This is a genomic window from Pseudomonas sp. AM4(2022) (assembly GCF_036346515.1).
In the GTDB taxonomy this organism is placed as follows: Bacteria; Pseudomonadota; Gammaproteobacteria; order Pseudomonadales; family Pseudomonadaceae; genus Aquipseudomonas; species Aquipseudomonas paracarnis.
Genome location: NZ_JAOTNW010000029.1, coordinates 1 through 19,602 on the forward strand (window position 1 = coordinate 1; position 19,602 = coordinate 19,602).

Sequence of the window (19,602 nt, forward strand, 5' to 3'; positions counted from 1 at the left end):
CCTTGCTGGGTAAGGAGCTCGCTAATGAAAGATGAAGGATCGCGTAAAATCAGTCGATCCAGGCCTGTGATGGACAGTTCGTTCAGGGACTGATAAGTGATGGGTAAGTCGGGCTTACGCTCCGGATTGAGAGTCATCTGGATCAGGCTCAGCATCTGAATATTGAGCTTGATATACCCTAGGTCTATCAAGGCTTGTAGGGAGTCAGGGGAGTGATCTGCACCCAAGCTATGAAACTCCACAGGGTGTTGTGAAAAATACTTCCACCCTTCTGTCTCGCTGCGAAGCCCAGGAATGAGCAAGGTGACATCTTCAAGCGATTCAAGCAAAGGCACAAAGCTCGCGTCAGGATCGCCTTCGATATCCTCAATTTCATCTGCATTGAGTGAAGACAGAATACCGCGTAGAAGCTTTTGACGATTTTGCGGGCCAGAGAGCTGCTCACTCTTGGTCAACAAGGCTTGATAGAGAATCCCTTGGTGATGATAGATAGCACGCACCAGCCCTGGAAGGGATTCGCTATCCAAAAGCCCACTGACAACCTGTGCGACACGGTCAAGATGATCGATGCCGCCCTCAAGTATCGACTCCAGCTCTGAATGTTTTTTGCCAATACCCTTCAGTTTATCAGGGCCGCAAAGGTATCCGACGAGTGCAGCCAGTAAGCCTCTCCCGGCTGCCAAATCGGAGTGTGATAGCTTTGAAAGTACTAGCTCAGCGTTTACCAGTGGGCTATCAACATTAGGTGACTTGCCCGCACGCAAATCCAGGATGAGGTTCATGTCCTCCATACCCAACGCGCCCGCATAAAAATAACCGATGTACGCTGTGTAATCGGTGCCAAAAAAGCCAGCTCTGACCAAGTAGCTCATTGCTTTCATGGAGGCGAAGTGTGTGACTACCCTCTCATTGAAGGTGGTGTGAGCCAGAGCGCCTTTTAGTGGCATCCTCTGAATTTGCTCTTTCTCTTGACTCAACTTGCTAATAGCGGCGGCCAGCGACCCCGAACTGCTGGACAGCAAACTAACTTTTTTCAGATAAGAGGGAGATCCGTAGTTTAAGAGTTCCGAAAGCTTTATTCGCTTGCCGGTTTTATAGAAACGATAATCGTATCTACCTACCGCAATGTCAGCATCACCTTTCGAAATTTTCTCAAAGACTGTGTCGTCAAGGAACTGCAGCATGGTGTAGAAACCACCGTCTTCCACATCAAAATTAGGTGCATAATCAGCGCCTGTCAAACTTAGTAAGTCAAACCAAAGATTTTGCCGCAACTCCTTTACATTCTTGGCCACCAGTTCCTTGCGGAGCTTTGCTTCTGCTCTTGCAGTATCTATTTCGGCATCGACCTCAGCAACCCGGCCAACCTTCCATGACTCGAAAAGTTCAAATAATGCGTAAATAGTTCCAGCGCGCCGCAGTAGCGCGGCATACTCCTTAGGGTAAAGATTCCTGATAAATATTATTGACAACAGCTTATTTTTATCCAGATTAATCTCAGACGTTAGCAAGCTGGCATACATATCAAATTCATTGACAATGTTCTTCAACAACCTCATATCGTCTATGTAGTAGGAAACGGTTTCCACCAAAATAGGATTCAACCCATGGTAAAGGGTCTCATTTTTTATGTTGCGAACTGAAAGTAGCTCAATCAACTTTTGCTGAGAGTTCTCAAAGTTAACAACTGGAATGACAGGAATGATGACATCAAAAAACTTTGTCTTTTCATTTGAAACAAATAACTCATCACGCAGGGCGTACACAAAAAATATGGGCCTTTTGATCTGCGGAGAGTTCTTAATGATCAGATTGATTTCCCGGAGCCTGAAGAAAACGTCCTGAATACCGAAGCGGTCGAGGTCTTCGATCCAAACCACATCAATATTGCTTCGTTCAAAGCAGTAAATAATTTCATCTATGTTTTTGTGAAGAACTGATCCGTGGTTGGTAGCCTCCAGTTTTCCGCCCTTTACGGTGAGCCCATCTATATTGAACGCTGAGAACAGGCTCGTAGCACGATAAATCAACGAAACTATGCCAACGGTCACCACGAGAGCGGCCGCCCAGTCTGGAATCCTTAACAGGAGATCTACTAACCAGCTTGGCTCGAATGACCAAATGGTCGTTAGATTTTCTGCGTACAAACGCGCGCCACCAAGCACAACTGCGCTTAGAAACACCGTTGACCAAATGATCGATGATTTCGACGCCTGGACGATTCTCTTTAGACGGGTTTTGGGCAAGTCCTTTGCCTTCACCGTATAAAGCAGTTGCTGAACGATCGTTTCCTCGATCCGGTCGAGCAAGTTTAAATCGCTGGTTGTCTTTGGCTGGCCGGAGGAAACGTCCGTCTTCGCACTTTCATTGCCTTGGAGGGGGGGCACTGCTGCCGGTATTGATACTGATGCAGTTGTAGGTGATGGAGAATCAACCACGCCGTCTTTTCCGAAGGTGGCCAGAGACACCCAGGCGTAATTGAGCTCTCGATGCTTCTCTACAAACGTTCGAATCAGGCTACTTTTGCCAGCACCGTAGTCACCTGTGATCGCAATGTTTCGCACCTGATCGTTCAGCAGCGCATGGCGAAGCTCGCTCAGATAACGAGCCGACTGCTCGTCGGTCATGACTACGGGCGTCAATGGCTCGAAAACGTTCGGTTGCGCGTCATCGCTTGCTAGCTTGTGTGTCAGCAGCGCTCTGGACTGGAGCAGGGACGCGCGCCCCACTATCTGCTGAATCTTTGAGCGCACCGCGATGCCAATTCTACCTAACCGCTGAGTAACTACTTCCATTCCTGCATCCTTACTGAAAATCTTGATGGCCACTCGCGGTCAGGTTCATAAGTCACAGCGCAGCCCCCCTGATGTGAGGTGCTTCGACTTCTCCGACAGCAAAATTGAGAATGCCTGATGATATCGTATAGCCACACGGAGGAGTGAGTTGAAGCCCTTTGCTGATTTATTGGCGGAGCTCAGAACGCGCCCTGCTTACGCAGCATCATGATCGTAATGCCGTTTGGCTCTCGCATTTTGTAGGACAGGCAAAGAAATATGCAGATCAGGCACAGATGGCCGACCTGGTCTTTCCTCACCATGCATCTACAGGGTGCAAGACTGATTACCGATTTTATTGCGGGAGCTGTCGAAGAAGGTATTCGATCAGGCCGCCCGAATCTCATTGAATTACCGATCATGCCCTGAAGAAAAGGGAGCTTGCCCGCTGGGGGGCATAGCCGCCTTCTCCTTCAGATGGTGGCTTGACAAGTTAGTACACATGCAGCTGGCGCAATTCACCACCCTCCTCCTTGAGCCGCTCCAGATACACATCAACGTTCAGCAATTGATGAGGATCCTCTCAGGGTTTAGCACTCACACCGATTGCCCCAGCAAGAGCAGTGTCTTGCGGTCCGGCTCACCCGAATAAAACTGCTCGAGCGCTTGCTGATACACAGCGGGGCCGGACGGGACACTCTTGAACAGCGTAAGGCAGGAGCGAAATTTCAGGTCATCGGGCGAGCCGAATATCCGCTCGGCACTCACCCCTCGGTGCTGCAAAACGGCCGCGACGCATGCCTCCAGTCGTGGCCCCAGCAACTCATGCTGGAGGTAGGCACGAGCCTCGGCAAGGCCGGAAATCGCGAAGCGTCCGGCCATATCGGAGCGACCCAGCCCCTGCAATGGATGGAAGACGAACCACATCCAATGGCTCGTCTTGCGGCCCGCGCGCAGCTCGTCCATGACCCGACTGAACACCAGGCGCTGCGCCTCGACGAAACGGGACAGATTGAACGAATCCTGCATTATTCGCTCCTCCTACGATGAGCGCGTCGGTAATCTCAGTTCAGCGCACAGTCCGCCGCCTTCGCGGTTTCTCAAGGTCAGGGTGCCGCCGAGGGCTTGTGCCAGTTGCTGGGCGATAGCCAGGCCCAGGCCCGTGCCGCCGGTGCTGCGGTTGCGCGAATTTTCCACGCGGTAAAATGGCTCAATCACACGGGCCAGCTCCTCTTCGGCAATGCCGGGACCACGATCCATCACGGTCACCGAGAGGCTGTCGCCCTCCTCCGGCTCGACCCGCAGCTGCGCGGCACCGGCGAATTTGAGCGCGTTATCCGTGAGGTTTACTAGCACTCGGCGCAGCGCGTGGGGCCGCGTGTGAATCACTGCGTTGCTTTTGCCGCTGAGCTGCACGTCCTTGCCCATGTCCTGGTAGTCGAACACGAGGCTGTCGAGGAATGAATCAAGATCGGTACGGCGGCTTTCCTCGGTGGCGCCATGCACGCTGCGGGCATAGGCAACGCCTTCACGCACCAGATGCTCCATCTCGCCGAGGTCATTCCACAATTTGTCTTTGTCACCGCAGTCGTCCATCAATTCGGCACGCAGCTTCATGCGCGTGATCGGGGTTTGCAGGTCGTGGGAAATCGCCGCCAGCAGTTGCATGCGTTCTTTCAGATAGGTCGCAATGCGCGCCTGCATGGCATTGAAGGCGATGGCCGCGTGTGCGACTTCGGTCGGGCCTTGTTCATCCAGATGCACCGGGTGAGTGTTGGGATCAAGGTTTTCCACGGCCTGGGCCAGGCGGGTCAGCGGGCGTATGGCAATACGCACAGCCAGCCACGCGCATAGAATCATCAAGGCCAACTGGCCCAGCAAAACCACCGGCAGCCACGGCGACAATGGCACCATCGAGGGGCGCACGTCGATGGTCACCGGGCTGCCGTCGGCCAGTTTAAGATGGACCTGGAAATGTTTGATAGGCCCGGGAATGTCTGTCACGGTCATCGGGTAATCCTTGCCGATAGCCTCCTTGATCGAGGTCACTGCAATCGGCGTGTCACGCAGGGCGGTGCCTGGCGAGCCTTCGTCGAGCAAATAGCGGTAATTGCGTCGATCCAGTTGTTTCAACCAACTCATGCGTTCCTCGGCGGGCAAGCGATCAAGGATGGCAATGGACGTCGACACATCGGTTTCCAGGTTACCGAGCATGGTGTTTTTCGCGGTTTCGTAACGCTCGTAATACTGCACGCCGAAGGACAAGGCCTGCGCGAGGGTCAGCCCTACCAGAAAGATCAACGACAGCCGCGAGATGAGGGTACGAGGCCAATGCAGCGAAGGCTTCATGCCGGTGCTCCAAGCACTTGCACCGGCAGCGAGAAGACATACCCCTCGCTGCGTACGGTTTTGATGTAAGCCGGCTCGCGGGCATCGTCAAGCAGGCGTTGGCGCAGGCGGCTGACCAGCAGATCAATGGAACGGTCGAACAGGTCGGCGTCACGGCCCTGGGTCAGGTTGAGCAACTGGTCGCGATTGAGTACTCGTTGCGGATGGTCGAGGAACACCCGCAGCAGGCGATATTCAGCGCCGCTGAGGGCGACCATGGTGCCGTCCTCATCAAGCAGATGGCGGGCGGAGGTGTCCAGGCGCCAGCGCCCGAACCCCAGCAACCGTCCGGTTTCGGTAACGACCAGGTTGGGCGGCAGCATGCGCGTCCGGCGCAGCACAGCATTGATGCGTGCCAGCAATTCACGGGCGGCGAACGGCTTGACCAGGTAATCGTCGGCGCCCATTTCCAAACCGATGATGCGGTCGGTTTCGTCGTTGCGGGCGGTCAGCATCAGCACCGGCGTGGCCTTGTGTTTGCCGGCGCGAATGTCGCGGCAGAGCACCAGGCCATCGTCGCCGGGCATCATGATGTCCAGCACGATCAGGTCCACCGGCGTGGCCTCGAGAAACGAGCGCATCTGGCGGCCATCGGCAACCAGGGTCGTGCGCAGGCCGTTCTTCTTCAGGTAGTTGCCTACCATCTCTCGAATCTCACGGTCATCGTCCACGATGAGGATGTGATCAACGTGTTCCATGGGCCAAGCCTCTGTCATTGGAAATTGCGGCTCAGTCTATAGAGGCTGAGCCCGTTCGCCCGCGGCGGTTTGTATTGCAGTGTATCTGCTGTGGCGAAGGATACATGCAGAGGCAAAAACAACAATTTCCTAGGTTTTGTATGGCTGTGTATCGGGACGGGGTCCTGATACGAACCGATTTATCCGCGCCTGTTTTTGACACAGGCGAGATACCTCGCGGGCTTCTAATGAGCCACATCGAGGCCAACCCAAGCGCCTCGGCTCAACTGAACGACCCAACCCTTGAAGCCTTGAGGAAACGACCATGAACACCAATACCCTCTATGCCACTTGCCTGTTTGCCGCCCTGAATATCTGCACCTTCTCGGCCCGCGCCGAAGCCGACGTCACGCCGCAAACCTACACCTACGGCACGCATCTGGACATCCAGAAAGTGGTGGCATTGACAGAGGATGCCGGGGCGGCCTGCGGCATTGTCGATGCCCAACTGACCTACCTGAATTCGCAGGGCAAGACCGAGATCCTGAACTACCGCAAATTTGCTGAGTGCCACAGCGATAACTGAGCCCGGCCCACATTTCATCAGGAGACCCTTATGTTCCTCATCGCATTCCTGGGCGGCTTATTGACCGTCCTCAGCCCTTGTATCCTGCCGGTCGTGCCGTTTCTGTTCGCCGGTATCGACCGCACACGCTCCTCGATCCTGCTTACCCTTGGTGGCATGGTCCTGACCTTCGCGCTGGTTTCCAGCCTGGCCGTGGTCAGCAGTGAATGGGTGATTCAGGCCAACAACACCGGGCGTCATGGGGCACTGGTGGTGATGGCGCTGTTTGCCTTGTCGCTGATCTCGGCGCGGATCAGTGGCTGGCTGGCCAGCCCGTTCGTGTTACTGGGCAATCGCCTCGCCCCCCAGACGCGCAAAATGTCCGGGCCGCTGGGTTCGCTGATGATCGGCGTCGCCACCGGCCTGCTCTGGGCGCCGTGCGCCGGGCCTATCCTCGGTGTGATCCTGACCGGCGCCATGCTGCAAGGCGCCAATGCGCAAACCAGCCTGCTGCTGGTGGCCTACGGCCTGGGCGGTGCACTGTCGTTGGGTACGCTGATTTTCGCCGGACGCGGTTTAGTCAATCGCCTGAAGGCCTCGATTCCGGTCACGGGTTGGCTGCGGCGCGTCACCGGTTTTGCGGTTCTGGCCGCAGCGCTGATGATTTCTACCGGTGCCGACAAGACGCTGTTGGCCGGGGCGTCGTCCGAAGGCGTCAGCGTGCTGGAAAAAGGCGTGCTGCAAAGCGTCCCCAAAGTCGTCGAATACTTGGTAAGCAAGGCCAAGGCCGAACCCACCCTCGACAACGCCCAAGGCCCGATGCCGTCGCTGTCCGGCGCTGTGGAGTGGCTCAATTCGCCCGCACTGACCAGTGAATCGCTCAGAGGCAAGGTGGTGCTCGTCGATTTCTGGACTTACGACTGCATCAATTGCCAGCACACCCTGCCGTACGTGAAGGACTGGGCGCAGAAGTACGAGAAGGATGGCTTGGTGGTAATCGGCGTCCACACCCCGGAATACGGTTTTGAACGCATCATCAGCAATGTCAGGGATGAGGTGAAAAAGCTCGGCATCACTTACCCGGTAGCCATCGATAACAACTACGCGATCTGGCGCAACTTCGATAACCAGTACTGGCCCGCGCACTACCTGATCGACGCCAAAGGGCAAGTGCGTTTCACCCACTTCGGAGAAGGTCGCTACGAGACGCAGGAAAAGATGATTCAGCAACTGCTGCAGGAGGCGAAAGCTCCAGCCGCGTAACCCTTGAAAATCCATGGCCCCCAGGCAACGCGCTGTGGGCCATTAGCTTTTTCTGCTGCGGCCTGGGTTGCGCGACCACACTCTCCCGCCCACCCCAGGCTAATCGGACACGATGCTTTTGGCCTCAAGAAATGCTTGCAGCCCAAAGGCTCCAAACTCCCGGCCGACACCGGACTGCTTTACCCCGCCGAACGGCGCCAGCAGCTCTGGCGAAATTCTGTTGATCAACACCGAGCCGGCCTGCAGCTGGGTCGCCAGGCGTTGGGCACGTTCCGGTTGCCGGGTAAATACATAAGCCTGTAAACCGTAGAGACTGGCATTTGCAATAGCGATCACCTGTTCTTGCGAGTCATACGCAATGATCGATAGCACCGGGCCGAAAATCTCCTCTTGCGCGATGTCCATGTCATTGCTGACGTCGGCAAAGACCGTAGGCCTGACGAAATAGCCCTTGTCCAAGCCGGTCGGTCTGCCCTCCCCGCCGACAATCAACGTCGCGCCTTGCGCCTGCCCGCGGCGGATGAAAGCTTGTACGCGGTCGAATTGGGCGCGATTGACCAGCGGCCCGAGAGCCGTGGCCGGATCCTGCGGATCGCCGACGACCATCGATTCAACCAGGCTTTTGACGCGGTTGATAATGTCCTCGGCGTGCGTGCGCGGCACCAGCAGACGTGTGCCAGCGACACATGCCTGACCGTTGTTCATGAACGCAGCATTCAGAGCCAGGGGAATGGCGATGTCGAGATCGGCGTCATCCAGGATGATAGAGGCCGACTTCCCCGTGAGCGACAGGCTCACTCGCTTCATGGTCTCGATTCCGGCACGTGCAATGAGCTTTCCGGTGGCGGTGGACCCGGTGAATGAAATTTTCGCGATGAGTGGGCTGGCGCTGATTTCGTCACCCACATCACTGCCGCGTCCCAACAGAATATTGAAAACCCCGCTGGGTAACTCTGCGCGATGCAACGCTTGGGCGAGCACGGTGGTCTGCAAGGGGCTCAACTCGCTCGGTTTGATGACCGAGGCACAACCCGCCGCAATGGCCGATGCCAGTTTGCTGCATATCGTCCCGGCGGTGCTGTTCCAGGGGGCAAACAGCGCGGCGACTCCGACCGGCTCCATCACCACGGTAGCGTCACCGATCGAACGACTCAGGTCGAAGTGTTTCAACACCTGCCCCGCATTGGCAAATGACTGCGAAGCGTAGCGACTGACCCATTGCGCACGGGCGAACGGCGCACCGTACTCTTCGATGGCGGTGTCGCGAATTTCATTCGTGCTCGCCAGCACGGCAGCCTGCAACTGCTCGAGCATGTCGATACGCTCGGCTTTGGAGGTGCGGCCCATCGCGACTTGAGCATGCGAAGCCGCCGCGATAGCGCGCCTGGCATCTTCACGATCAGCCAGAGTGAGCGTACCGATGACCGCCTCGGTAGCCGGATTGATGCATTGCACCGTTTCATTGCCCTGGACGGGAACGAATGCTCCGTCAATGTAACTGTGATTGATCTTCCACATCGTGGCGTACCTGATTGATTGCGGTTGCCCGCGATAAGCACAACGCCCGGTATACCCAGGCGTTGGCCGCGTCGAATACCCCCTCTCCCGCGTTTCAGCGTTGCACAAGTTCAAAACGAATCCCGCCGGGCGCCGTGTAAAGCCCGCCTCGGCGTAGAGCGCTGAAAACGCTGCTTCGCCGTTGGCGTGTCATTTCGCCGTGGCGGCTTTTTCGATGAGGCGGGCAACCGGTTCCGGGTTCGAAACCATCACCACATGTGAAGCGCCCTTGACCACTTCAACGGCTTTGGCGGCGGCGCGCTTGGCCATGAATGCCATGGCTTGCGGGGGAATGTTCTTGTCCTTGTCGCCGTAGATGTACCAGGACGGAATATGCTTCCAGGCAGGGCTGCCGGACGCTTCGTTGAGCGCCGCTTCCGTTACCGGGCGTTGGGTGGCGGCCATCAATGCCGCCTCTTTCGCGGGGACGTCAGCGGCGAACTGGTTGTGAAATTTGTCCTGCTGGATGTACAAGTCCTTGCCCCCATCGGCCAGCGGTACAGGCGCAGCCAGCGTTGGGCCCAGCGTGCTGCCCGGGAATTTGCCGGCCAGCCCGGCGACGGTTTCCCCGGCCTCAGGTGCAAACGCACTGACGTAAACCAGGGCTTTGACGTTTGCATGATCGTTGGCCGCATCACTGATAACGTTGCCGCCATAGGAATGGCCGACCAACACCACCGGCGAATGAATGCTCGTCAGCAATGCCGAGATTGCCGAACCATCGCTCTTTACACCGCGCAATGGGTTGGCAGCGGCAACCACCGGGTAACCGTCCTTCTCGAGAATCTTCACGACACCATTCCAACTCGACGCATCGGCAAAGGCGCCATGTACGAGCACAATCGTGGGTTTTTCAGTTTGCGACCAGGCGTGTGTCGCCATGCCCAGGCTGACGGCGACGGCCAGTGCGGTTAATACTTTTTTCATTGGTGACTCCGGGTTTGGCGGGAAATCAGGGAGCGACGCGAGTGAAGACAAAGTCGTGATTACGCACTCGCGCCTGGTGACAGGCGAAGCAGGTTGCGTGTTGGGCTTCATCGGCCGGTTTACCGTTGATAAACCGCCCGAATCCCCAGCCACCGGTTGCTGCATATTTTTTCGAGTCCTTGACCATCACCTGCACGGTCGTGGCCGGCCCCGGGATGGACGCCGGCTCGAATTCCGGAGACTGCACATGTTTCCACGCCAGCTTTACCAGCACCGTGCCATCAGGGAATGGCAGCGTTGAGTCCTGATAAGCCTTGATGGCCAAGTCATTGCCCAGCACGGCTCGCAGTTCATTCAGGGGTGCTGCTTCCTGCGCCGGCGCAATCAGCGGCCATAAGCGGTAGTTTTCAGGCAATTTCACGCCATAGATCGGTGAGGCGTCGCCAGTACTGGCGTCGCCCGAGGCAACACCGGTAGCGCTCAACGCTGCGATTGCAAGGGCAGCCGACATCGCGGCCAGAAATTTCAGCTTCATCATCGCCATCCTCTCAGCCGGTTTTCAAAGATGATCGGCATCGATCACCGCCTGGGCGAAGGCTTTCGGCGCTTCCTGCGGCAAGTTGTGGCCTACACCACCGGTGATCAATCGGTACTCATACTTGCCAGTGAAGCGCTTGGCGTACGCTTCGGCAGGTGGGTGCGGTGCGCCGTTCGCATCACCTTCCAGGGTGATGGTCGGCACGCTGATGGATGGAAATGCCGCGAGTTTCTTCTCCAGCGCGTCGTATCTGGCCTCGCCCTTGACCAACCCCAGGCGCCAGCGATAGTTGAAAATCGACACGGCCACGTGATCAGGGTTTTGCAAGGACGCCGCGCTGCGCTCATAAGTGGCGTCGTCGAAATTCCACTGTGGCGACGCCAGCTTCCAGATGAGCTTGGCGAAGTCATGGGTGTTTTTCTCGTAGCCCAGGCGCCCGCGCTCGGTCGCGAAGTAGAACTGGTACCACCACTGCAGTTCGGCGGCTGGCGGCAATGGCGCCTTGCCAGCCTCTTGGCTGCCTATCAGGTAACCGCTCACAGCGACCAGGGCTTTCACTCTTTCCGGCCACAGTGCCGCAACGATATCTGCAGTACGGGCGCCCCAGTCAAACCCACCCAGTACCGCCGTCTTGATCTTCAGCGCGTCCATGAAGTCGATCAGGTCGGTCGCCAGCGCAGCAGGTTGACCATTGCGAACTGTCTTGGCCGAGAGAAAATGCGTATCGCCATAACCACGCGCAGAAGGGATCAACACTCGATATCCCTTGTCCGCCAAAGCAGGAGCGACATCAGCGTATGCGTTGATATCGTAGGGCCAGCCGTGCAACAAAATGATCACAGGGCCATCGGCTGGGCCGAGTTCCGCGTAAGAAACGTCCAGCAGCCCCGCTTTCACATGCTTAAGAGCACCGAGAGAGGTGTGAGCTCCCGGGGTGATAGCCCCAATGGTGGACGCGGGCACATCAGCCGCGCTGGCTTGGGAAAAACCGACAGCTACCGCCGCGAATTGCAGCACCGCTGCTGCCAACAGCGATGGGGCAAGACCCCGCAGGCGGCTGGATTTATTTTGATTGTTCAGCAAGGTCATCTCCATGGTGTTTCTCCGTAGCGAGCCGCCGAATAGCGGCCCGGTGTGTTGACTCGATTGCGTGTGAGCTACTGGGCTGTCTTCGTTGCGCTCAGCTTGGCGCGCAGCGGCCGGAAGGCCTCCCGCAACTCTTCGCTGAACAATTGAGGTTGCTCCCAGGAAGCGAAGTGGCCGCCCTTGTTAACCTGGCTGTAGTAGGAAAGTGATGGGTAAGCGCGTTGCGCCCAGCTTTTTGGCGCCTGATAAATCTCGTGCGGGAAGACCGTGATCGCCACCGGCACCTTGATGCTTGCGGTGTTCTGCGCGGCAGCGCTGAAATTGTTGTTGTTGTTTTCCCAGTAGAAACGCGATGACGATGCGCCTGCGTTCGTCAGCCAGTACAGGCTGATATCGTCCAGCATCTCGTCACGGGTCAATACCCGTTCAGGCTGGCCATCACTGTCCGTCCACGCGGCGATTTTTTCGTACATCCACGCCGCAGTTCCGGTGGGCGAATCGGCCAGCAGGTAACCGATAGTCTGCGGGCGCGTAACCATCATCGCGCCGTATGCTGCATTGCGGCCGAAGAAGGTGCTCAAGGAATCAAACGCCTTGCGTTCAGGCTCAGTGAGCCCGTCAGGGGCCGGGTCACCACTGTTGATCGGCTTGACCAATTCGGGCGGGATGGTGGCCGGCATGTTCAAGTGAATGCCCAACAGCCCCGGCGGATTCAGGCGGCCCAATGCATCCGATATGACCGAACCGTGATCTCCGCCCTGGGAAACATAATGGGTATAACCCAGACGTTTGACGAGCACATCCCAAGCCTTCGCGACTCGATCCGGCCCCCAACCCAATTCAGTCGGCTTACCGGAAAAACCGTGTCCCGGAATCGATGGAATGATCACGTCGAACGAATCTTCAACCTTACCGCCGTAAGCAACGGGATCCGTCAGCGGGCCGATAGTCTTCAGGAACTCAAACTGTGAGCCAGGCCATCCGTGTGTCAGAAGCAGCGGCATCGCGTTGGGGTTTGGCGAGCGAACATGGATGAATTGAATATCGACGCCGTCGATTCTCGTGATGAATTCAGGCAGCGCATTGAGCTTCGCTTCGGCCTTGCGCCAGTCATAGCCGCTACCCCAATACTTCACCAGCGCCTGGACCTGGGCCAACTGCACGCCTTGGGAAACGTCGTTGACGGTCTCTTTGTCCGGCCAGCGGGTCGCCGCAATGCGCTTTTTCAGATCGGCCAATTGAGCTTCATCGACGTGAATTCGATAAGGTCTAATCGATTCGGGACTGGTCGAGGCCGAGCTGGCAACTGAAGCATCGGCGGCCGGGCCAGCAGCCCAGGCACCACCGCTGCCGGTTATCAGGGCCAACCCCAAAACACCCATTCTCACGGAAGAAGCCAGACAATGGCGCCAGGTGAAACCGAACGTGGCTGCAGGCATTTTGAATTTCCTATAAGTCATTGGTCGACAACGTCGCGAAACGCGCAGAGATAGCCGCGAGTTAAATGAGTCATCCATTGGAGAAGGTTTGCGCCTTCTCGATGGGTTCATTTAAAGCCCCGCTGGTATCCCGTATGTGTCATCAACCGACTTAAAGGAATCGCTGTGTATCTATCCAAAGCGCAGATACAAAACGATACAAATGCGCCAATCGCTGCTAAAGACAGGGTTCCACTTCGTGATCTACCCCCTGCCCATTCACGCCTTGATCGATTTGGGTATCGCGATACGGCTACTGGTCTTAATTTCGCGTAAAGCCAGACTGGACTGGATGGACGCAATACCCACCTGATGCCTGAGCACCTGCTCGATAAAGTCACTGTAGCTATCAAGGTCCTCTGCTAACACTTGCAGCACGTAATCGGCATCCCCGGTGATCTTGTGACAGGACAACACTTCAGGCAGTTGAGCGATCACCGCCTCAAAATCATCGGGAGCGTGGTCGGCGTGGGTGGAAAAACGGATATGCACGAACGCCATGATATCCAGCCCCAGCATTCGTCGATCAAGGTTCGCCTGATAGCCTTTAATCACGCCCGCCTCCTCCATTCTCTTACGCCGCCTCCAACAAGGTGTCAGGCTTAACGACAAGCGCTCACTGAGCTCCGAGTTGGAAATACTCGCATCCTCCTGCAGCAACGCGAGAATCGCCAGGTCGGTGTCGTCGAGACTGATGCGTTTGGATGTTTTTTTCTGCATTACGTCATTCCTGAGTAAAAACGCCCGAATAATCCAGTAAACCACGAAAACAAAGCAAAGAAAGCGCATCAGAGCCGGAACAGAATATTTGCACTGGCTCACATCAACGGATGCGCACAATGTTTACAGTTTTCAGTGATTCCCACCGTTTGCACCACGGCACCGAATTGAAAGACGGCGTGCTCAAGCCGTCCTTCGAACAGCCCAGTCGGGCCGATACCGTCCACAATCGGGTCAAACAGGTAGGTCTTGGCCAGATCATCGAACCGCGGGCATTTGATCGGTCGTGCTATGTCAACGCGCACAGCGAGCGCTACGTAACTTTTCTGGAATCTGCCTGGTCTGAATGGTGTGCAACCGGGCGCACCCACGACGCCTTGCCGCTGGTATGGCCAGTGCGTGATCTGGCCAACGAGCAAGTTCCGAGTTTCATCGACGGCAAGCTGGGTTTCTACGCCATGGACGCCGGCTCCCCCATTACCGCCACCACCTGGCAAGCGGTAAAAACCAGTGCCGATATCGCGCTGACCGGACTGGCGCTGATCGATGAAGGTCACGACAGTGCCTTTGCCCTATGCCGCCCGCCCGGCCATCACGCAGCACGTGAATACATGGGCGGCTATTGCTATCTGAACAACGCAGCCATTGCCGCACAGCAGGCTATTACCCGAGGCGCCAAGCGTGTCGCGGTATTGGATGTCGACTTTCATCATGGCAACGGTACTCAGAATATTTTCTACGGACGCAGTGACGTCATGTTTGTCTCGCTGCACGGCGAACCGGCGGTGTCCTATCCGTACTACTCAGGCTACAGCCACGAAGTCGGCGCTGGTCACGGCGAAGGTTACAACCTGAACTATCCGCTGCCGAAGAACACCTCTTGGGAAAGCTACCGCAACGCCTTGCACCACGCCTGCAAGAAACTTCAGCAATTTGCCCCTGACGTGCTGGTTATTTCACTGGGCGTCGACACCTTCAAGGACGACCCCATCAGCCACTTTTTGCTTGAAAGCGAAGACTTCATCGGCATCGGCGAGTTGATAGCCGGCGTGGGCTGCCCTGCCCTGTTTGTGATGGAAGGCGGGTACATGGTCGATGAAATCGGGATCAATGCAGTCAATGTGCTGCATGGTTACGTGAGCAAACGGGCCTGAAACTCCGCAAACCACTACCGTCAGTAGCCATTACATCTCTATCAAGGTCACGTGATTCCCACTTTTCTACCAAAACTCAAAAACATAAAATCAAGAGGTTTTGTAATGAAATCGACTCCGTCCGAACGGGTTGAACAGCCCGCGCTGCAGCGCACGCTCAGCAATCGTCACATTCAGTTAATGGCCATGGGCGGTGCTATCGGGACAGGCCTGTTCATGGGGTCCGGGAAGATCATCGCCCTCTCTGGCACGTCGATCATCCTCATCTATATGATCATCGGTCTGTTCGTCTACTTCGTCATGCGTGCCATGGGCGAAATGTTACTTTCCAACTTGAACTTCAAAACCTTCGCTGATTTTGCCGGTGCCTATCTTGGCCCACGCGCAGCATTCTTTCTCGGCTGGTCATATTGGCTAAGCTGGAGCGTTGCAGTGATAGGTGATGCAGTTGTGGTGGGTGGATTTTTTCAGTATTGGTTCCCTGATTTACCCGCCTGGATACCGGCCATCGGCATGCTGATAACACTGTTCGCCTTGAACGTGCTGACTGTCAGGCTCTTCGGTGAAGTGGAGTTCTGGTTCGCGATCATCAAAATCATTGCCGTCGTTGCCCTGATTAGCGTGAGCATGGTGATGATTGCCAGCTCCTTTGTCTCACCCAGTGGCGTCACTGCGTCCCTGAACCACTTGCTGGATAAACAGGGCGCATTCCCCAACGGCTTTTTCGGTTTCTTTGCCGGGTTTCAGATGGCGATTTTCTCATTTGCGGGCACCGAGCTGATCGGCACCGCAGCCGCCGAAACGCGCTCCCCCGAAAAGACCCTGCCTAAAGCCATCAACTCGATTCCGCTCAGAATCATCTTGTTTTATGTGCTGGCACTGGCCTGCATTATTGCAGTGACTTCCTGGCAACAGGTTTCGCCCAACAAGAGCCCCTTCGTCGAGCTGTTTCTGGTTGCGGGGTTCCCCGCAGCAGCCGGTATCGTCAACTTTGTGGTGCTGACATCCGCCGCCTCATCGGCCAACAGTGGCGTATTTTCATCCAGTCGGATGCTGTTCGGGCTGGCCAATCAGGACAACGCTCCGGGGATTTTTCGGCGTCTGTCGAGCAACAGCGTGCCTCTGCTGAGTTTGGCGTTCACCACCTTGTTGATGCTGCTGGGCGTGTTGTTGCTGTTCATCGTTCCAGAAGTCATGACCGCGTTCACCATCGTCTCTACCGTGTCAGCAATTCTGGTGATTTTCACTTGGTCGACGATCCTCGCGTCGTACATTGCCTATCGCAACACTCGCCCTGACCTGCATGCAAAATCGACCTACAAGATGCCTGGCGGCGCGCCGATGGCCTGGTTCTCTTTGGCGTTTCTGGGCTTTGTTCTTTGTCTGCTGGCATTGAGACCAGACACCCGAATTGCCTTGATGGTCATGCCGGGTTGGTTCATATGGTTGGCAATTGCTTACCAGTTGACCTGTTCCAGAAAACCCAAGCCCGCTGACAGTTCGGCAAATCAATACACACGCGAAGGCTTGGTTTAAGGGCTATGGCTTACCGCCCTCGTACCTCCTGGCGCGGAACTCCAAGAAGTACGAGGGAAATCTTGTTGAGGTTCAGCGACCAAGCAATCTCTTCAGCACCAGTAAAGCAACAGCCCCGATTGCCAGTGCAGCAACCGGCTTCTCTTTGACGAATGTAGAAACGCTGTCCAGTGCGTCGCCATAAGTTTGCGTCAGTTGACCGGCAGCCTGGCGTCCAGCGCCCTCAGCTTCCAACTTCGAATCACCAAATAGCTTCCCGACTGCGCTCTGCGCTTTGCCAGCAACCTTTTCTACAACGCCTTCTACCTGTTCGCTCTTCATGATTAACCAAACCTTCGTGTGTAATTGAGTAACCCAGGAAAAACCTGGGTTTGAGGCAACGTGCAAAGCGTTAGGTGGACAGGCTTATTGATTAGTTCAAAGTTGATGAGCCTCACTTAGTCCAGATCAACCGATAAGTCTTCTTTCCTGTAGCGGCATCCTGATAGGGATTTTCGCCCTTCGCTGTCTTGTCCTCACCATCCATTTGAATCGAAGCCATCTTCATCATCCGGCCATACCCGTTGGCCTAGCCAAACGCCTCTTTGACCAAGCTGTCGAACATACTGTAGGCCGACAGCGCTTCACGACGGTAATCCTCGTCGTTGGCGTCCAGGGGTGTGACCCGCAAGGTTTGGATCTCGATGATATTGCTGGTTGCGTCATGCTGGTAGTGAAGCAGCACCGAGATACCGTAGTTTTCGCCACACAGGCTGTAGCAGACGTTCATATACTGCGGCTTGAGCAGCGCCAGGCCGTGCATCTGGCTATGGATCGCCAAGGCACAGACCCTGGCCTGGCAGGTCGCGGCGAATGCAGATTTGGGTAGTTTCTCGGCGTAGGCCGCGTCTCCGATCACATGCACGCCCGGTACTAACAGGGATTCCAGGGTCTGGGTGTTGACCGGACACCAGCCATGTTCGGCAGCAAGGCCGTTGTACCGTGAAAAATCATCAGCCTGCTGAGGCGCAATGATGTTGATCACTTGGCCACTGACCGGCCCTCCCTCGGTCAGCAGCTGCCCTTTAGCTTCGTCGAAACCTTGCACGGTCCCGCCCTGCAAAGCGCCGATCCACTGGATGTTGGCCTGCTCGGTGCCATAGCCATAGAAGCGTTTCCAGGCCTGCTCGAATTGCGCTTGCTTGGCGAACTTGGGCTTGGCGTCCAGAATGATCACGCGTGACTCGGGCTTGTGGGTCTTCAGATAATCGGCAATCAGGCTAGCCCGTTCATACGGCCCGGGCGGGCAACGATAGTCGTCCACGGGAACTGAGATCAGCACGTTGCCGCCGTTGGGCATTGCCTCCAGTTGCCGTCGAAGCAGGCGCAGTTGCTCGCCGCCGCCCCAAGCATGAGGTACACGCTGTGCCACCGCCTCGCTGTAACCAGCGATGCTGTCGTACTTGTAGCCTATGCCCGTGGCTACTACGCAACGGTCATAGCCGAGCATCGAACCGTCGGCGAGCATCACCTGCTTTCGTTTGGCATCGATCAAGCGTGCTTTTTGATGGACCACCTCGATCCCCTCGGCGCATAACTGCTCGTAACCAAATATCAGGGTTTTTTCGTCCCTCTTGCCTACCAGGTATTCGACCCCCAGCGGACAGCAGTGATACTGCCGGCTGGGCTCGACCAGCGTGATACCGACCTTGCTATCCAGACGCCTGAGTGTACGAGCGAAAGTTGCGCCGGCAAAACCGCCGCCGATCACCACTACGCGGTAGGACGGGACCGTTACGGGCGTCACGGTGCTCGCCAGGGCCCGGATCGAAGAGGCGCCGATGCCGGTGGCCAGCCACTTGAGCAACAGCCTTCGTTGAGGGTTCAGTGGCATAAAGCCTCCTGCGAGCAACCTTGCAGGTAACCTAGCAATTGCTGTAATTCCTCACCTGTGAGGGCGGACATCGCGCTGGCCATCTCCCTTGGTATCGTTCGTTGGCCTGTGGCCATATCTTTCAGCACGTCTTCCATGTACTGCGCATTTTGCCCTCTCAAATACGGCGTATCCGCCTGCCCTTCATGGCAACCGGAACAGTGTTGAACGTACAGTCCCTCCCCTTGCCCGGGTACCTTGGACATGGCCGTCGCCGGCGTGTCTTTCGACAGGCCGCTGTAATACTTGGCGAACTGCCGGAGTGTCCGGTCGTCGTACCCTTCCATCGCCCGGTTCATGATGGTGCCCTTGAGCGTGCCGTCGCGATACGCCGCGAGGGTCTTGTACAGGTAGGCCTCGGGCTGGCCCGCCAGTGAAGGAATAGCCCCCGGCGTACGTCGCCCCTCAAAACCGTGACAATTGATACAGCCGTTGCTCAACATGAAGGGCTCGCCGCGATTGCCGGCTTGCACACCTGGAACCGCAAAAACTAGGCCGATAAACAGCGACCCGATGACCACGTGCATAGGCTGGGACTCTCTCTGTTTTTTGTCGGTCGTTTTACTCGGTGAGCACGTTGCTCATGTACACCTTGGTGTGGCGCAGGTATTCCTTGGGAATGTGGTAACCGCCGTAGGCTTTCACATGGCCGTCTATGTAGCCGCTCATAGCCTCGCGTGAAGCAAATATTTGCTTGGCCCGCTCAAAGGTCGCCGGGTCCCGGTAGATCATCAGGTGGATCAACGGCTCGCCCAGTTCGGTGGGGATCAGGTTGATCACCTTGACCCCGTCCTTCGATTTGCCAGCATAAGTTTGCATGTAGGCAGCTTGAGAGGTGACGAAGGAATTCAGGAACGCCTCCTCCTGTCCCTTGGGCGGCTCGAAAATGATAGTCATGGCCTTGCTGGTGGAAGTTGCAGCCGGGGCTGCAGCTGTCGGGGCCTCAGTCTGAGCCCATGTTTGGCTGCCAAAAAAACACAGAAGGCTGACCAGTCCAAGACGTGCTGTGAGCTTGTTCATCGCTATC

The 19,602-nt window shown here is 56.4% G+C and carries 18 protein-coding genes; 4 read left to right on the forward strand and 14 right to left on the reverse strand.

All coding sequences use genetic code 11. The annotated features are described in order from the left end of the window. From ODQ19_RS25555 to ODQ19_RS25570, 4 genes are all read right to left on the reverse strand, one after another. Positions 1-2,795 (reverse strand): YobI family P-loop NTPase (locus ODQ19_RS25555; RefSeq protein WP_330211556.1); only part of this gene is annotated, 2,795 nt, incomplete at its 3' end. A 576-nt stretch (positions 2,796-3,371) separates the two neighbouring features. Then, a complete protein-coding gene (locus ODQ19_RS25560) occupies positions 3,372-3,803 on the reverse strand; it encodes a DUF1810 domain-containing protein (RefSeq protein ID WP_330211557.1) in 432 nt (143 codons plus the stop codon). A 12-nt stretch (positions 3,804-3,815) separates the two neighbouring features. Continuing rightward, the gene (locus ODQ19_RS25565; protein ID WP_330211558.1) at positions 3,816-5,123 is read right to left on the reverse strand and encodes a sensor histidine kinase; all 1,308 of its coding nucleotides are present in this window, start codon (positions 5,121-5,123) and stop codon (positions 3,816-3,818) included. Then, positions 5,120-5,860, reverse strand: coding sequence for a response regulator (locus ODQ19_RS25570; RefSeq protein ID WP_116667505.1), 741 nt, complete (start codon positions 5,858-5,860; stop codon positions 5,120-5,122). Before ODQ19_RS25570 ends, ODQ19_RS25565 begins: the two co-directional genes overlap by 4 nt. Before the next feature lie 304 nt (positions 5,861-6,164). On the opposite strand from ODQ19_RS25570, the gene ODQ19_RS25575 reads away from it, so the two are divergent. Together ODQ19_RS25575 and ODQ19_RS25580 are read left to right on the forward strand one after the other, a co-directional pair. Then, positions 6,165-6,425, forward strand: a complete 261-nt coding sequence (locus ODQ19_RS25575; protein ID WP_116667504.1) for a DUF2790 domain-containing protein — start codon at positions 6,165-6,167, stop codon at positions 6,423-6,425. Between the two features lie 30 nt (positions 6,426-6,455). Further along, complete coding sequence (locus ODQ19_RS25580) at positions 6,456-7,667, forward strand: cytochrome c biogenesis protein DipZ (RefSeq protein ID WP_330211559.1); 1,212 nt, start codon at positions 6,456-6,458, stop codon at positions 7,665-7,667. Between the two features lie 99 nt (positions 7,668-7,766). Here the strand turns inward: ODQ19_RS25580 and ODQ19_RS25585 are convergent, their stop codons facing one another. From ODQ19_RS25585 to ODQ19_RS25610, 6 genes are all read right to left on the reverse strand, one after another. Further along, positions 7,767-9,185: an aldehyde dehydrogenase family protein gene (locus tag ODQ19_RS25585; RefSeq protein WP_330211560.1), complete on the reverse strand. Its 1,419-nt coding sequence runs from the start codon at positions 9,183-9,185 to the stop codon at positions 7,767-7,769. 189 nt (positions 9,186-9,374) lie between these two features. After that, complete coding sequence (locus tag ODQ19_RS25590; protein WP_223018290.1) at positions 9,375-10,151, reverse strand: alpha/beta fold hydrolase; 777 nt, start codon at positions 10,149-10,151, stop codon at positions 9,375-9,377. Positions 10,152-10,176: 25 nt separating this feature from the next. Next, positions 10,177-10,686, reverse strand: a complete 510-nt coding sequence (locus tag ODQ19_RS25595) for a cytochrome P460 family protein (RefSeq protein ID WP_330211561.1) — start codon at positions 10,684-10,686, stop codon at positions 10,177-10,179. A 24-nt stretch (positions 10,687-10,710) separates the two neighbouring features. After that, positions 10,711-11,784, reverse strand: coding sequence for an alpha/beta fold hydrolase (locus ODQ19_RS25600; protein WP_330211562.1), 1,074 nt, complete (start codon positions 11,782-11,784; stop codon positions 10,711-10,713). Between the two features lie 62 nt (positions 11,785-11,846). Then, complete coding sequence (locus ODQ19_RS25605) at positions 11,847-13,214, reverse strand: epoxide hydrolase family protein (RefSeq protein ID WP_330211563.1); 1,368 nt, start codon at positions 13,212-13,214, stop codon at positions 11,847-11,849. A 258-nt stretch (positions 13,215-13,472) separates the two neighbouring features. Beyond that, positions 13,473-13,973 carry an Lrp/AsnC family transcriptional regulator gene (locus ODQ19_RS25610; RefSeq protein ID WP_032875302.1) on the reverse strand — a complete coding sequence of 167 codons (501 nt, stop codon included), beginning with the start codon at positions 13,971-13,973 and terminating at the stop codon, positions 13,473-13,475. A gap of 119 nt (positions 13,974-14,092) precedes the next feature. Between ODQ19_RS25610 and ODQ19_RS25615 the strand changes: the two genes are divergently transcribed. Then, entirely contained in the window at positions 14,093-15,127 is a 1,035-nt protein-coding gene (locus tag ODQ19_RS25615) for a histone deacetylase family protein (protein ID WP_330211564.1), read from the forward strand. A gap of 105 nt (positions 15,128-15,232) precedes the next feature. After that, positions 15,233-16,663, forward strand: a complete 1,431-nt coding sequence (locus tag ODQ19_RS25620; RefSeq protein ID WP_330211565.1) for an amino acid permease — start codon at positions 15,233-15,235, stop codon at positions 16,661-16,663. Positions 16,664-16,735: 72 nt separating this feature from the next. On the opposite strand, the gene ODQ19_RS25625 is transcribed toward ODQ19_RS25620, so the two are convergent. The 4 genes from ODQ19_RS25625 to ODQ19_RS25640 form a co-directional block, all read right to left on the reverse strand. Continuing rightward, positions 16,736-16,984: a CsbD family protein gene (locus ODQ19_RS25625; protein ID WP_014718439.1), complete on the reverse strand. Its 249-nt coding sequence runs from the start codon at positions 16,982-16,984 to the stop codon at positions 16,736-16,738. 247 nt (positions 16,985-17,231) lie between these two features. Beyond that, the gene (locus ODQ19_RS25630; protein WP_330211566.1) at positions 17,232-18,536 is read right to left on the reverse strand and encodes an FAD-dependent oxidoreductase; all 1,305 of its coding nucleotides are present in this window, start codon (positions 18,534-18,536) and stop codon (positions 17,232-17,234) included. After that, positions 18,527-19,102 (reverse strand): c-type cytochrome, encoded by a 576-nt coding sequence (locus ODQ19_RS25635; RefSeq protein WP_330211567.1) that lies wholly within the window; start codon positions 19,100-19,102, stop codon positions 18,527-18,529. The genes ODQ19_RS25630 and ODQ19_RS25635 overlap by 10 nt, the downstream gene beginning before the upstream one ends. 34 nt (positions 19,103-19,136) lie before the next feature. Further along, positions 19,137-19,595: a hypothetical protein gene (locus ODQ19_RS25640; protein WP_133298344.1), complete on the reverse strand. Its 459-nt coding sequence runs from the start codon at positions 19,593-19,595 to the stop codon at positions 19,137-19,139. Between the last annotated feature and the right edge of the window lie 7 nt (positions 19,596-19,602).